The sequence below is a fragment of the Halobacteriovorax sp. GFR8 genome, from assembly GCF_050955245.1.
Lineage (GTDB): Bacteria > Bdellovibrionota > Bacteriovoracia > Bacteriovoracales > Bacteriovoracaceae > Halobacteriovorax_A.
In genome coordinates this window covers 261,171-275,601 of sequence record NZ_JBPBLR010000002.1, presented here as the reverse complement: position 1 = coordinate 275,601, position 14,431 = coordinate 261,171, and the positions used below count along the sequence as shown (strand labels likewise).

The following is a 14,431-nucleotide window of genomic DNA, read 5'->3' as shown; positions in this document are numbered from 1 at the left end:
AGGGGCTTTTTTTTATCAAGATTACAGCTCCTTAAGTACCTATAATTAAAGAAATTCTATAAATTATTCCACAAAGACGCGACGAGCATATATTTATCTTATTGACGATTATATGAAGCAACCTTTAAAATCAACATGTTATAGTTCAAAACTAAAGAATGAGAAGTTGAATCATGTCAAAATCTTTAAAGGCACATAAGCCACACGTAACAATCGTTGACGACGACAGCGATAATTTAGAGAACTACCAAGATCTTCTTGAGGATGATTTTGATCTGGAGTTAATTCAGAATCCTCTGGAGTTACTAAGTTTCTTAAACACTAATAAAACAGACATCATGGTACTGGATCTTCACATGCCAGAAGTGAATGGCTTCGAACTATTCAGCAAGGCCAGAGAACTAGCACCACGCACTCCTGTTATCTTCTTAACGGGAGATCCTTCAGAGGAAGCTTGTGTAAAAGGACTTGAGATTGGTGCACAAGACTTTATTGTTAAGCCAGTTACTATTAATGAACTAGTTGCTCGTATTAAAAATAAGGTTGAAGCTAAGAAAAGTAAGCACCGTCGTAAAAAGAAGAATGAGATTAATTTTGAAGATCATAATTTTTCAATCAACCTTGATCAACAAAATGTCACTCTTGAAGGTAAAGAAATTAAACTCACGACAACTGAGTATAAGATCATTACACTACTTGCTTCTAACCCTAACAAAATCTTTTCAAGAGATCATATCTCTCAAGTTGTTTGGGCCGACAGTGATGTAAACTCACAAAATATTGATACTCACCTATCGAATCTAAGAAGAAAGATTAAACCTTTCTCAAACTACATCAAGACGATTAAGTCTCGCGGTGTCCTACTAAGACTGTAAAATTTCTTTTAATATAATCTCACTCGCATGCTCCCTATCTTGAGGGGTAGCATGTGATGGGATTTTTTTAATTTCTTCAAGTAAATCACAATTTCCAAATTCATCCTCAGTAATAACAACTGATCCCAAAAGACGATTTGCTTCCATTGCATTATGATATTGTTCATTTTTTTGAGCAATCTTTAGTGGAATATAAAGGCTTGGTTTTCCAATCGCAATTAATTCCGCGACTGTTCCAGCACCAGAGCGAGAAATAATATATTTTGCGGCCTTCATAAGATCTGGCATCTCGTCCCCAAGGAAAGCAACTGGATAATAGCGATTACTTTCAAGAGAGCTATATTCATCAATATACTGGCTTCCCACTTGATGGATAACCACAAATTGCTTTGTTAACGAGTCTAAATTCTCCTTAATTTTATCATTTAAAAGCTTTGAACCATTTCCGCCTCCAGTGATAAATAAAATAGGTGCTTCAGAATCTTTTAATTCAATGCCATTGAAGGTACGAGTCTTCAACTGAGTCGTCTTAAATTCATCCCGTACAGGATAACCAGAATAGCGAACAATTTTTTGAGGAAAGTATTTTAATGAATCTTTAAAACTTACAAATACACGGTGAGCAAATAGTGAAGCAATCTTATTTGCGAGCCCCACGCGAGAAGTCTGTTCATGAACAATAATCTTATAGCCTAAGAGTTTTCCCGCAACAACAGTTGGAACACTAACGAAGCCACCCATTGATACGATTGTATTTGCTCTCATTCGAATATGGGCAAGATAGTAAAAGCATTGGATTAGCCCAATCATTAAGCGAAAAATATCTGTCACGTTTTGCCAGTCTAAATATCTTCTAAGTTTGCCCGTTGAAACACCAATATAGCGATTAACCTTACCTTGAGTTAGTTTAGACTCAATTCCATAATAAGAGCCGATATAGTAAATTCTTACTCCATCCTGCTTTAATTTTTCAATTAAAGTAAGAGCAGGAACGATGTGTCCACCGCTTCCACCACCAGTAAATATGACTGCTTTTTCTTTTTTCTTATTTCTCATAGAGAAATTATACATATTTTGCAGCTACATAGCCAGAAGACCAGGCCCATTGGAAGTTATATCCTCCAAGAAGTCCTGTAACATCAAGAACTTCACCTACAAAGTAAAGATTCTTTTGTAATCGACTCTCCATTGATTTAGAGCTCACTTGATTTGTATCGACACCACCTCTCGTAACTTCGGCCTTTCGATAACCTTCAGTTCCACTTGGTACAAAGGTCCAATGGTGCATAACTTCGATAAGTTTTTCTTTTTGTGCTCCAGACAATTCAGCACAATTTCTATTTAAAGGAAGCTCATGTTGTGTAAGCCAAAGCTCAACAAAACGGGTTGGAAGATGCTCCTTTAAAGCATTTACGAGATTCTTCTTCTTATGTTCTTTTAAGATCTCATAAAGATCAGATTTTGGAAGGAAATTAATTTTTACTTCATCTTTCTTATTCCAATACAAAGATGCTTTTAGGATTGAAGGACCACTTAGTCCCTTGTGAGTCCATAGAATATTTTCTAGAAACTTCATATTCCCTACTTTTACTTCCGATTCAATTGCAATACCTGCCAGATTCGTATTAACCTTATCCAGCGTGAACGGTACAAGTGCCGGTGTCGTCTCGATTAACTTATGACCAAACTTTTTGGCCACACGGTAACCGATATCGGTAGCACCAAGCCCAGGAAAAGAAAGGCCACCTGTTGCAAGAACGAGTGTTTCGCTTGTGAAGGTTATTCCATCACTTAAAGAAACCACATACTCTTCTTCATATTCGACATCGACAACACGACTATTTACTCTCAATTCACAGTTACTTGGAATAGACTTTTGTAGGGCCTCTAGGATCCCACGAGACTTTTGATCACAAAAGAGCTGCCCTAGAGTCTTTTCTGTATACGTTAAATTGTGTTCAGAAATAAAAGAAATAAAATCCCAATTCGTGTACTGGCTTAAGGCCGACTTACAAAAATGAGGATTACTTGAAACATAGAAATTAGGCGTGACATCAAGGTTGGTGAAGTTGCAACGGCCTCCACCTGAGACAAGAATCTTCTTCCCTGGGCCTTTGGCACCTTCAAGAATTAAAACGCTTCTTCCTCTCTTGGCAGCATGAATGCCGCAGAATAAACCTGCGGCACCAGCACCAATGATTATGACATCATATTTTTTCATTTAATTAGATTGAGCTGCGAGAGTTTCCTCTATTACCGTTTGAACGTGTTGAGTTGCGACGGTTACCAAAACCACCACGACCGCCACGATCACCACCGCGTCCACCGCGATCGCCACCACGACCAAAACGTCCACCACGATTACCATCGCGTCCACCATCACGTGAGCGCTCTTTTGTCGCTTCAAACCTTAGTTTCTTATTACCAATGAATACTTGCTCTTCACCGTTAATAAGTAGTTTTCCACTTTCGATAGGAATATCAATGAAAGAGAACTTCTCTTTTAATTGAACGTTGCGGATCTTTCTTTGGTCAATATTAAGCTCACCAGCAATTGCATCTAGGAAAGACTTAATTTGAGCACCGTCATCACGTCCATAGTTTACGAAACAACGGATATTTCCACGATTGTCAGCTCTAACTTCACCACGAGCACCACGCTCTCCACGCTCTCCTCTCTCTCCTCTTTGTCTTGGCTCCATATCAATAATTGGATTCATTTCAAAACGCTTTAGATTATCAGAGAATAGTGACATGTACATAGCTCTTAGTACTTGTTCTTTTTCTAGATGATCAAAGTTTTCAGCGAAAATACTGAAACTTTCATCAAGGTTGTCATCACTTTCAAGCTCTTCAAAGATTTCATCAAAGTGATTAAGCTTACGACGAACCATAGCACCTTTAAGAGTATCGACAGTTGGAATTCTTTCTCTTTCAATTTTTGCCTTTGTTAGTCTTTCAAGAGCAGAGATCTTTCTAATTTCACTTGGTGAAATAACTGAAAGAGCTAAACCTTTTTGACCAGCACGTCCTGTACGACCAATACGGTGAACATAAGACTCAAGGTCTTGTGGAAGGCCATAGTTGAAAACGTGAGTTAAGTGATCAACATCAATCCCACGAGCAGCAACGTCAGTACATACAAGAAGTTTAACTTTCTTATTCTTGAACTTCTTCATTGTTACATCACGGTGCTTCTGGTCCATATCTCCGTGAAGAGAGTCTGCAAGATAACCTCTTAGATTTAATTCATCACAAAGAGAGCTTGCTTCAAGCTTTGTCTTTGTGAAGATAATCCCGTAGTAGTCTTCAACAGCATCAAGAAGACGACAAACCGCTTCTCTCATATTTTGATCACGAACTAGGTAAAACTTCTGAGTGATATTATCATTTGAAAGAGTCTTCTTTTGAACTCTTACAATTTCTGGTTCATCAAGGTAATTCTTAATTAAATCAAGAATTGCCGGTGGCATAGTTGCTGAGAACATCCACGTCTTCTTATTTTCAGCTTGAGCTAGAATTTCCTTAACATCATCAAGGAATCCCATATCTAGCATTTCATCAGCTTCATCTAAAACAGCATATTTAACTTCTGCAAGTTGAAGTACACGTCTACCGATAAGATCAAGAACACGTCCTGGAGTACCGACAACAATTTGTGGTTTAATCTTCTTTAGGTTTCTAATTTGATTATCAATTGGTGTACCACCATATACTGACATTGTTTTAATATTGTCATGTGTTGATAGTTTCTTAATTTCATCACAAATCTGATTAGCAAGCTCTCTCGTAGGAGAAAGAATGATTGCTTGAATTGATTTACTACTAGTATCTAGAAGATGAAGTAGTGGAAGAGAGAAGGCCGCAGTCTTTCCTGTCCCTGTCTGGGCCTGACCAACAAAGTCAGTGTCCTTTTCAATTAGTAGTGGGATAGCTTGAGACTGGATATCTGTTGCTGTTTCGAAACCTCTATCTTCGAGTGCACGAAGCAGCGATTCCCTAAGTGGAATTTCGTTAAAATTCAATTTTGACTCCTTAAACGCTAGCCTAGAATGCTGGCCACGGATGTTGCTCGATTCAAGAGCGGGATAATGACTAAGTGACCGTCATTGATAAATAGGCGTATTTTCTTAATTTCCGGGACTGTAACACGCTAGACGCTGTGTTTCAAGGGCCATGGAAATAATACAATTGTTCAATTTTTAATTGTCTCAAATTCAGATCGTAAATTTTTGGCCATGTTGCTAAAAAATGTTGAGACCGTTATCGATTTATTAAGTAACCAGTGATCCGTGCTGCAAGTGAATGTATATGTATAGCGAGTTTTACCGCCAGAGGCCGGCATAATATAGTAAACCCCACCAGAGGTTTGCATCACACTGTTATTACTAAGAGGAGAAGCGATATAGGCTTCAGATTGCTTATCATTCATCATCTCCATCGTGATCTTAAAGCCATCCATATAACGATAGACACGAATAAGATCATTATATGTATAAAGACCGCGATTATAGGATCTGCGCTTTACGACAAAACGCTTAATTTCATTCTTTTCCAGTTTTTTTACTTTAAGATCTTTGATTATTACTGATTCGATTAGAGAATCACTTGAGAATGGACATGAGATACTTTTAGCAGATAGCGTACGCTTATCCCTATACTCGTTATTACAACGCTTATCAAAGGCAAGAACAGTCTCTAGAACCTTGTCTACAGGCTGGGCAATCGTATCACTTATTGTTCCTTGATAGAAGCGAATCCCCTTCTTTTTTCCAGAAAGCATTGAGACATCAAATTCTTTTGATTTTTCACGGTAATCTATTTCAAATTTTTTGATATTAATTGCATATGATGAAATCGCCGCAAATACTAAAATAAGAGTCTTCATGCCACCTATTTACCACCTTTTGAAAATTTGGGCAAAATAATAAACCTCAACAGGATGGCCAAATAAAACTATATTATTCTCTATTGTCTTTGTGATCATCGAAGAAACGATCAATGGCATCTTCCCCATCCGCCGCACTAACTTCTAGTAACGTATTCAATGCATCGAGAATACGATCTTCTTCGTCCGCCGAGTATTCATTATGGGCCATGCGATCCTCAAGGTTTCTTATAACATGTTGTAATGCCGTCTCTTCGGCTAAAATTTGTCTCTTTAAAAGAAGGTTATCAAGGGCCTTTTGTCTTTTTATAATTGTGATATCAAAAGCAGCACTCTGGTGCTCCTGATCATAAATTTCTTCTTTGATTGTATTTAGCTTCTCTTGAAGCTCAAGATCACTAGCAAATGGACTAGCAGAGATCAATAGAGCGAAGAGTGCGAATAAAAATGCCTTCATGATAATTTCCTTTAATTTTAGAATTGAGCTAAAGCCAGACTATCATCAATAAAGAATATTTCATTTCAATTTGAAAGCATTACAAGTGCTGTATAAAAGGTACACACGAAATTAAGGAGGCCCTTTGAATTTAAAAGAGCCTCAAGTGCCTGAATTTACTCTAGAAATCGCGGTATACTTCATCTTCAATAAATTCTGAAGTTTCAAAATTCTTAAACCAAAGTTTCGCAGAAATTGTCTTAATGATCTCACCAGTTTTTACATCTTTAATTCCAATATCAAGGTTGGCAATGTCGCCAGCGATCCCATAACACTCTTCCATCGTTGTATTATCAATAATGCGCTTTTTGCCCCATTCATGAAAGACACGAGTCATTTTTATTCTTATTGGTAAGTTATCACCAAAATTTCCTTGTACCATACAAGCAGTACTTAGCGGCACAGGCATTGGTTCAGTTGTTTGGTCACTATCTGTCTGATCATTTGCAAATGAATTAAGGCCCGTTATAAGCACAAGTAAACACAGAAATCCCTTTAACATTTTAGGCATAAATCCTCCCTCTCAATAGAATTCACATTTTGATATAGGAAAACCTATCAATATCTAATTTGCTCGACAAATCAAGTTCATACAAATTGAGAAAGATTAAGAAAACATTAACCCATAATTTTATCGAGTTCCGAAAGCTTGCTTCGCAAAGTCATTTTTGTAAAGGGTTTTAGAATATAGTTAGCAGCTCCACTCATAACTGCTTCCATGACAATTTCTTTTTCATTTTCAGAACTTAGCATGACAACTGGTACATTTTTAAAACGATCATCGCTTTTTAATTCTTTTAAAAGCTCAATACCATTCATATTAGGCATATTGATATCAGAGAAAATGAGATCAATCTTCTCACTTCTTTTATGAAGTTCTTCTAATTTCTTTAAAGCGTCGACACCATCAATTGCTTGGTAGATACGGCCAAAGCCTTCTTCTCTTAGGTGAGCAACAATTGTCTCCCTTAGAGTATCCATATCATCGACAACAAAAACTTTCTTTTGCTCATAACTCATAAAATAACCTTTAAAAATCAGTTAGGGGAGAAATTGGGAAGATGATTTCTGAAATATCTGAATATCTTGAACCACTACCCCAATAATCAATATACTTATATCTGAAAAAATATTTTCCATCTCGATTACTACGCCAGCAATAATTCGATTCATCAGACCAAATCTCACGTACAATTTTCTTCATCTCACTATCGCGATAAATTTCTATAAAGTATTTTTGGGCAGTATGATAAGTTGGAAGCTCAACTTCATAACATAGCTTTTTTGAATTATACTTCATTACATACTTCTTTAACTCTTTTGGGTGTAGGTTCTTAGGAGGCTTAACTTTAAAGCTTTTTTCTCCTAGTGGGGTGAGCTTTCCTGCATTTTTTTTTGAAACCTTTATTCTATAATCACTAACTTTCTTACTCTCAAAGTTTAATGTATTCTTACTCAACTCCTTTTGGAGAACGAGCTTGTTAGCTGAATCAAAAACTTCAACTTGATAACTTGCTTGCTTAAGGACCTTTTGTACGGCATCTTTCTCACCCGGCACGTCCCATGTAAGAGTATTTATAATCACATCTTTTTTATTATCAACCTTCTCTTGTTTAATAAGAACGGCTTGTCCAACGATAATGTCTTTATCCAGTAATCTAATTCCACTTTCATTATTAACAACCTCTAAGCGATAATCTCCGGCTTTGAGATTTTTACTCTCTAAAACACCTCTCTTATTCACCTTTATAGGTACAACTTTCTTATCATCTTTATTAATTAGATTAGCAACGTGCTTATTAGATTTAAAAGGACGATTGATTTTTATAGATGTTACAATCTCTTCTTCTAACGAGATCGCTTTTATTTCCTTAACCTGATATGGATCTTTAAGTTTTAAATCTAAATTCTTTTTATAAATAAGTGAATCATTTGCAGCACTAGCAGAAGATTCTAGTTTCATATTTTCTTGCCCGACAACAGGAGAAGTCAAACCAACACTTGGGATCAAGGCAGCACTTGCAATAATAGGTGCAACACTTATTTTAATTGATTCTTGATCAAGAGATGGAAAACTAAAATCATTATCTTCGACGATATATTCTTTCTTCTGTTTAAGTTTTGGATATTCAACTGTAACTTTTGACTGAATTCCTTTTCTTACGTTGAGCTTTACTTTAACCGGTTCATCATAATCAATTTCCCTCGACTCCACATTTATAGGATCTTGTTTTGAAGCAACAATATCGAGACTATCAAAACTAGCAAAATCAGGAGTTGGAGAGACTAGGTATTTTCCAAAAGATAGACCACTAACATCGATTTTCTTATCAACGACATTGGCCTTTAAGACTTTAACACTTTCATTCTTATTATTACTAGTTGCTCTAATATAAACGGATTTGACTTTATTATTGATTGCTTGATTTTGTAATCCAATCTTATCCTGTTTAAGCATATCAACTTCATTACTTTCAAGAAGTGAGACATACTTACTCTCCACAGGTTTGGCTACAATTCTATTTTTCTTTACTTCTGATTTTATAATATCAAAGCTATCAACTTCATTAAGGTTAGGATCTTTTGAAATAAGATACTTCCCAACAGTAAGGTGTTGGACATTGGCTATTCCACTTGAAACACTTATTTTAACAGGAGCAACCTTCTCATAAGCTGGTTTCAAATAGGCATATTTAATATTTTTCGATAAGGCATTCTTACTTAGAATAACCTTCTCATTATTACTGATATCAACCTTCTCATTTACAACAAGTCTTTCACTACCTCGACTCTTTTGTACTTCTAATATATCGACTGTCTTCATTGCAGGTGAAGAAGAGACTAAATAGCTCCCAACGGCCAAAGCTGATGCCTTTATCGTGTTTCCTACAACAGTCATCCGACTTGGAGCAACTTCTAAGGCCAAAGGCTTAATATAAACAAATCTGAGATTCTTATTCTTACCTATTTTATTAATACTAACTTTGTCATCAACACTTAAGTCCACAACCTTCTTTTCAAGTAGTTCTTCTTTATTTTCAACACCTTTAACAATAGTGTTCGATTGCACATCCTTTCTTTGGCCAAAAATCCTAAAGCTATCCACAGTTGGAAACATATAATGATCAGATACAATATATTTTCCAGCAGTTAGCATTGATACATTGAAAGCATTCTTTTCTACTTTTATCTTTATAGGCTTACTTGGATTATTGACAGACTTAACGTACACATATTTTGCATTAGGGTCAGGAAGCTCATTATTTAACTTTATGATCTCTTGATGTTCAATATTGCGATCAATAATATCATTTTCAATCAATCCCTTTTTAATAGGTGTTGTTTGAGTCTCTATAATTTCTATCGCCTTTGTTTTTTCGACAAGATCTTCCCCAAGGTTAACTAAAACAGGCTTACCCAATTCAATTACCGATTCAATGGGTTTGCCACCTTTCTTACGAATTAGCGAAGCACTCCCCTTCACTAATTTCACACCGTACTTCGCCCCTTCTATTTTTTCGACCTTGACTGTACTTCCTTTCTTGATTTCGACAACAGCATCATTTCGCTTAATTTCCACTGCTTGATCAACCTTTGTAGCATCAACCTCGACATTCCCCTGTCCTAAGTCGAGACTTATTTGATTTTCATCATTCAATTGGATACGAAGCAAACTATTTGGCTTAATATTTAGGCGAGTTTTATTTTTTAAATTAATATCGAGGTTTTGTTGAGTATTAGTGAATACTTGATCATTATTAAAAATCTTATCCTTCGAATTAATACTTCCCCAAGAAATACTTCTTTCTGTCTTTCTCTTTGCTATGCCCGCCTCATTATTTCCAATCATAACCAACTCAGAAGAGATGAGATCAATATTAGATAAGTTTTGTCCTAGATAAATACCCAACCCAACCAGTAAAGTACCGACAACGATCAGGGAAGATTCGAATAGATTTAAGTGAGAAGATTTTAACTTGTTCATAATTTTATTTATTTAGTCTAACATATAAATAAAATAAAAATCATATGGGATAAAAATGCACTTTTTAAATCTTAGAAATAAAATATTATCATGTGGCCTACTTATACTAATCCTTGTCACATCTTTTAACCTCTATTATACGTATCAAGTCTTTCAAGATGATAAAGAGTCTTACATTTTTGAAAATGTTTTAAGAAGCACAGAAATTGTAGATCGAGAAATAAGTCGTTCTTCACTAGAAGATGTAAAATCTATCATGAACTCAGATAAAGTCTTCTCTTATATTTTAGTGAAAGAAGGAAGAGTTATCTATGGTGATGAAAGCATATATCAATCTGAACTGATTAAAGAAGTATCATCTCAAGCTATTGTTAAAGAGTTAAGGATCAATAATCAAAGCTTTTTAACTGGAATTATTAAGAATCAAAACTCTAACTATGTCACCATAGCCTACATAAATAAAAACAAAGCATTTGCATCACTTGATTATTTAATGAAGAAGAATCTGTATTTTTCACTCATCATATTTGGTATTGTTTTAATACTAACAATCTTCTTTGCTAGAAGTATCACAAATCCAATATTAAAAATTATCAAAAGAACTGTGGAAATATCAAATGGTGACTATGAAAATGAAGTTTCCGTTAAAACCAATGATGAATTAAAGATTCTCGGTGATAGCATCAATACAATGTCTCATGAAATTAAGTCTCTTTTAGATCAAAAACAAGATATGATCGTTAAGCTTGAAGAGGCAAATAAGAAGCTCGATATCTATAGTAAAGATTTAGAGCGTTTAGTTGACGAGAGAACAAAAGATCTAAAAGATGCTAATGCCTATATAACAGCGATGCTTAATTCACTTTCACAAGGACTCTTTGTCATAAAACCAGATGGTACATGTTCTGATCTCTTTACGAACTCGTGTCTAGAAATATTTGGAGATAAACCAAAAGATAGAGATTTTGTTAGCTATATTAAGGACAAGAATCCTACTGCTGTTGAAAAATGGTTAGAGATAACATTCTCTGAAAAAATGCCTTTTTCAAGTTGCGCCCCTCTTGGTCCTTCATCTTTTGAAGCTGGACATATTGGGGAAGACGATTTCAAGCATATCAAACTAGATTACTATCCTCTTATGCTAGACGAGAGCCTTGGTGGGATTGTAGTCCTTGCAACAGATATTACACAAGAGCTTATTCTCCAAGCTGATATAAGTAAGAAAGAAGCCTATATTAATAAAGTAACAGAATTTGTCTTAAATAAAGACGTTATCAAGAATCTCGTCTCTGAAGCAAATACTTTACTTGATGAGATCATTGAAGCCCCAGAGTCAGAAAATTTCAATGATCGTGCACTAATGGTCTTCCATACAATTAATGGAGGATTTGCCACATATTCATTTATTGATATTCAACAATATGCCATTGAATGTGAAGAATTCATTCAGACAAAAAATGAAAATAAAAACATTACACAAGATATAAAAGGAAGAGCTGCATTAGCTAAGGATCTTATTAATCAATCTATTGACGAGTTAGAAAATAAATTTTCAAATGGAAATACAATAAATATCTCTAATGATGATCTTAATTACCTAAAGAACTCCCTTTCACAACTAGGAGAAGAAGGAAAAAATATTCTTCACAACTTCCTTGATAAGAAATCAATATCTAGCTTATTTACTCCTTACCCGAACCTAGTTAGAAAATTATCAAAAAGCTTAAATAAGCCAATGAAGGAACTTATCATTCCTGAGTCAGACTATCGAGTTGAGCCAGAGAAAATCCAAGAACTCTCAAATGCCCTCGTACATGTGTTTAAGAATAGTCTTGATCATGGTATTGAAATCAACACAAAAAGACTTGAAAATAGAAAGGAAGAAGCTGGTGAAATTAAACTAGATATAAAAAAACATGACAAAGAAATCCTTGTGACAATAAGTGATGATGGTGGCGGCTTAAATTTGGAGGCGATTCGTGGAAAACTTGAAAAGATATACGATAAAGAAAGTGTCGACAAACTAAGTGAGCATGAACTTATGTCAAAGATATTTGACCCTAACTTTTCAACACGTGACAATGTTTCTCAATACTCTGGTCGCGGAATAGGAATGAGTGCAGTAAAAGAAGCAGTAGAGAAACTCAATGGAACTATTAAAGTTAACTCTAAGGAAAACGAAGGTACGACCTTTGAGCTATCTCTTAAAATTTAATTCTTAGTAGAGCTAATATTTCGTCTTTTTGGATTAGAGAAGTCATACTTAGCTCTCACCTCTCTGTATTCTTTTTTCACGACTTCATAGTCTTTATAGTAGAGAGTAAAACCAGGGAAGATTAAATCATAATCATCAATAATTTCTTTATTATTATCCCAGATATTAACCCAGTACTTGCTATTACCACGGTAGAATTGTTGAGAGATTCTTCCTAAGGTATCATCTTTTCTAATGAGATAAGGATTTCCCTCAGGACGAGCATAATTTAAGGTTTCTGGAATTTTTGGTACTTTAATTGTTTGACCAGTAAAAAGGTTCGTTGTTCCATTTAACTCTTTAATCTCTCTCCACTTTCTAATATCTTTATATAAGTAAAATGCAATCTTCATGGCCGTATCATGTTCTTTTACAACATAGAGGTCGAAGCTCTCTACACTATCCGCTGAAGCCGGAGACCTTTCCTTTTCATATGTAATTTCTTTTTCAACTAGGGATGTCTTTGGTACATCCTCATATATCGTATCGGATCTAAGGATCGTATGTTCATTACCTGTTCCAACTTTTCCAAGATCAAATACCATTTCATCTTCAGACTCAACGATTGCCATTTCCTGGCCATCTTCCTCCATAGCCAACTGTTCTGCTAAATTATAAGAATCAAATGAACATGATTGAAATGCTAATAGTAAAAACATTCCCGACAAAACTGAACAACTTTTCATACTTTCTCCTCAATACTATATGTCGGACTAAAGTAAAATAAGTTTAGACTTATTAAAGAATATAACCGAAACCAACACCAAGCCTAAAAGTTGTGATGTCTGAAGGCCCACTCATCCAGTGATACTTAAATAGACTATGAGCAAAGAAGTTGTTACCTAAGTTTTTAAATAGATAGAATAAAATCTTACTACCACTGAAACTATCATTAAATTCTGAGGCACTATAGCTATTTGTTCGTCTTGAAACTATTGAGTGAGAGTAACTTAGTTTCGTAAAAAATTGATGACCAAAAAGGTCAACTGACTTTGACATTCCTATTGTGAGATAGGTCACTTGATTTGTATCAAAGGTGACAAGCCCATTAACTTGTAAGTTTTCAAGATTGAAAGTATTAAATTTTTCAAAGTCGACTCCTCCATATAATGACATTCTTGGTGAATCCAACTTATACGAGAAGTAAATATTACCACCGATTTCGGGGTCCACCTTAACCTCTTCATCTGTCTGATCAATAAGGGCAGTTGTTAAGTAAGAATAATAAATACTACCAGACAAGTTATACGGTTTCTCTTTCGGATAAAAAGATGTGCTTAATCCAAAAGAGATAGGTGAATTTTGAAGAAATGTCACATCCGCATGGGCCGGATTTTCCTGAGCGAAACTCCCATATGAGGCCATATAGAATACAGAATAGCGAAATGGAGATTCTTCTAAACGCTCCTTTACTCGATCTAGACTCTTCTGAGCAATCCTTTCAGACTCTTTAACACTAAGTTGATACTTTGATAATTTATCCCAATCCAAAAGATCAACAGATACATATAGCTTAAAGCGCTGTGACTTCTTAAGGTTTGAGAAATTTGTATCAGGATTTGTATTAATAGTCTTTACAACCATGGGATGACTAATACTGACAATTGAATCATCTTTAATAAATATCTTATAAATCTGTGATAATCGCTCCTTATCCATCGAGACACGATACGGAACCTTAATATACTTAATCTTCTTACTTTTTATGATCTCTTTAAAATCAAGCGGCTCTGCGGCCACTGGCAACATTAAGACACACATTAGTAAGATAGCTTTTAATTTTTCCACATTTACCCAGTATCGGTTAATAAATTAATTTTGATTATATCAAAAGTTGAACAGCATTCAATGTATGTAATTTCAGTGCAATATCTACCTAGGAAGTTGTAACTAACCAAAAGCTCATCTATCTCTATTTAAATAAGATAAGTTG

At 35.1% G+C, this 14,431-nt stretch carries 12 protein-coding genes; 2 read left to right on the top strand and 10 right to left on the bottom strand.

Annotated elements, in window-relative coordinates:
- Window positions 1–173: 173 nt before the first annotated feature.
- Window positions 174–875, top strand: coding sequence for a response regulator transcription factor (locus tag ACRXC1_RS01865; protein ID WP_392857551.1), 702 nt, complete (start codon window positions 174–176; stop codon window positions 873–875).
- On the opposite strand, the gene ACRXC1_RS01860 is transcribed toward ACRXC1_RS01865, so the two are convergent.
- The 8 genes from ACRXC1_RS01860 to ACRXC1_RS01825 all read right to left on the bottom strand — a co-directional run bounded on the left by ACRXC1_RS01860 (window position 864) and on the right by ACRXC1_RS01825 (window position 10,244).
- Window positions 864–1,931 (bottom strand): UDP-N-acetylglucosamine--N-acetylmuramyl-(pentapeptide) pyrophosphoryl-undecaprenol N-acetylglucosamine transferase, encoded by a 1,068-nt coding sequence (locus ACRXC1_RS01860; protein ID WP_433656060.1) that lies wholly within the window; start codon window positions 1,929–1,931, stop codon window positions 864–866. The two genes, ACRXC1_RS01865 and ACRXC1_RS01860, sit on opposite strands and share 12 nt — an antisense overlap.
- A 7-nt stretch (window positions 1,932–1,938) precedes the next feature.
- On the bottom strand, window positions 1,939–3,096 hold the full coding sequence (locus ACRXC1_RS01855) for an NAD(P)/FAD-dependent oxidoreductase (RefSeq protein WP_433656058.1): 1,158 nt from the start codon (window positions 3,094–3,096) through the stop codon (window positions 1,939–1,941).
- A gap of 4 nt (window positions 3,097–3,100) precedes the next feature.
- A complete protein-coding gene (locus ACRXC1_RS01850; protein ID WP_433656056.1) occupies window positions 3,101–4,900 on the bottom strand; it encodes a DEAD/DEAH box helicase in 1,800 nt (599 codons plus the stop codon).
- Window positions 4,901–5,070: 170 nt separating this feature from the next.
- Window positions 5,071–5,763, bottom strand: a complete 693-nt coding sequence (locus ACRXC1_RS01845) for a hypothetical protein (RefSeq protein ID WP_433656054.1) — start codon at window positions 5,761–5,763, stop codon at window positions 5,071–5,073.
- Between the two features lie 73 nt (window positions 5,764–5,836).
- Window positions 5,837–6,220 (bottom strand): hypothetical protein, encoded by a 384-nt coding sequence (locus tag ACRXC1_RS01840; protein WP_433656052.1) that lies wholly within the window; start codon window positions 6,218–6,220, stop codon window positions 5,837–5,839.
- A 160-nt stretch (window positions 6,221–6,380) separates the two neighbouring features.
- Complete coding sequence (locus ACRXC1_RS01835) at window positions 6,381–6,770, bottom strand: hypothetical protein (protein ID WP_433656050.1); 390 nt, start codon at window positions 6,768–6,770, stop codon at window positions 6,381–6,383.
- Between the two features lie 107 nt (window positions 6,771–6,877).
- Window positions 6,878–7,279: a response regulator gene (locus ACRXC1_RS01830; protein WP_433656048.1), complete on the bottom strand. Its 402-nt coding sequence runs from the start codon at window positions 7,277–7,279 to the stop codon at window positions 6,878–6,880.
- Window positions 7,280–7,289: 10 nt separating this feature from the next.
- A complete protein-coding gene (locus ACRXC1_RS01825; protein WP_433656046.1) occupies window positions 7,290–10,244 on the bottom strand; it encodes a FecR domain-containing protein in 2,955 nt (984 codons plus the stop codon).
- A 55-nt stretch (window positions 10,245–10,299) separates the two neighbouring features.
- On the opposite strand from ACRXC1_RS01825, the gene ACRXC1_RS01820 reads away from it, so the two are divergent.
- On the top strand, window positions 10,300–12,459 hold the full coding sequence (locus ACRXC1_RS01820; protein ID WP_433656044.1) for an ATP-binding protein: 2,160 nt from the start codon (window positions 10,300–10,302) through the stop codon (window positions 12,457–12,459).
- Here the strand turns inward: ACRXC1_RS01820 and ACRXC1_RS01815 are convergent.
- Window positions 12,456–13,184, bottom strand: a complete 729-nt coding sequence (locus ACRXC1_RS01815) for a LysM peptidoglycan-binding domain-containing protein (protein WP_433656042.1) — start codon at window positions 13,182–13,184, stop codon at window positions 12,456–12,458. The genes ACRXC1_RS01820 and ACRXC1_RS01815 overlap by 4 nt on opposite strands.
- A 52-nt stretch (window positions 13,185–13,236) precedes the next feature.
- On the bottom strand, window positions 13,237–14,286 hold the full coding sequence (locus tag ACRXC1_RS01810; protein WP_433656040.1) for a hypothetical protein: 1,050 nt from the start codon (window positions 14,284–14,286) through the stop codon (window positions 13,237–13,239).
- Window positions 14,287–14,431 lie beyond the last annotated feature (145 nt).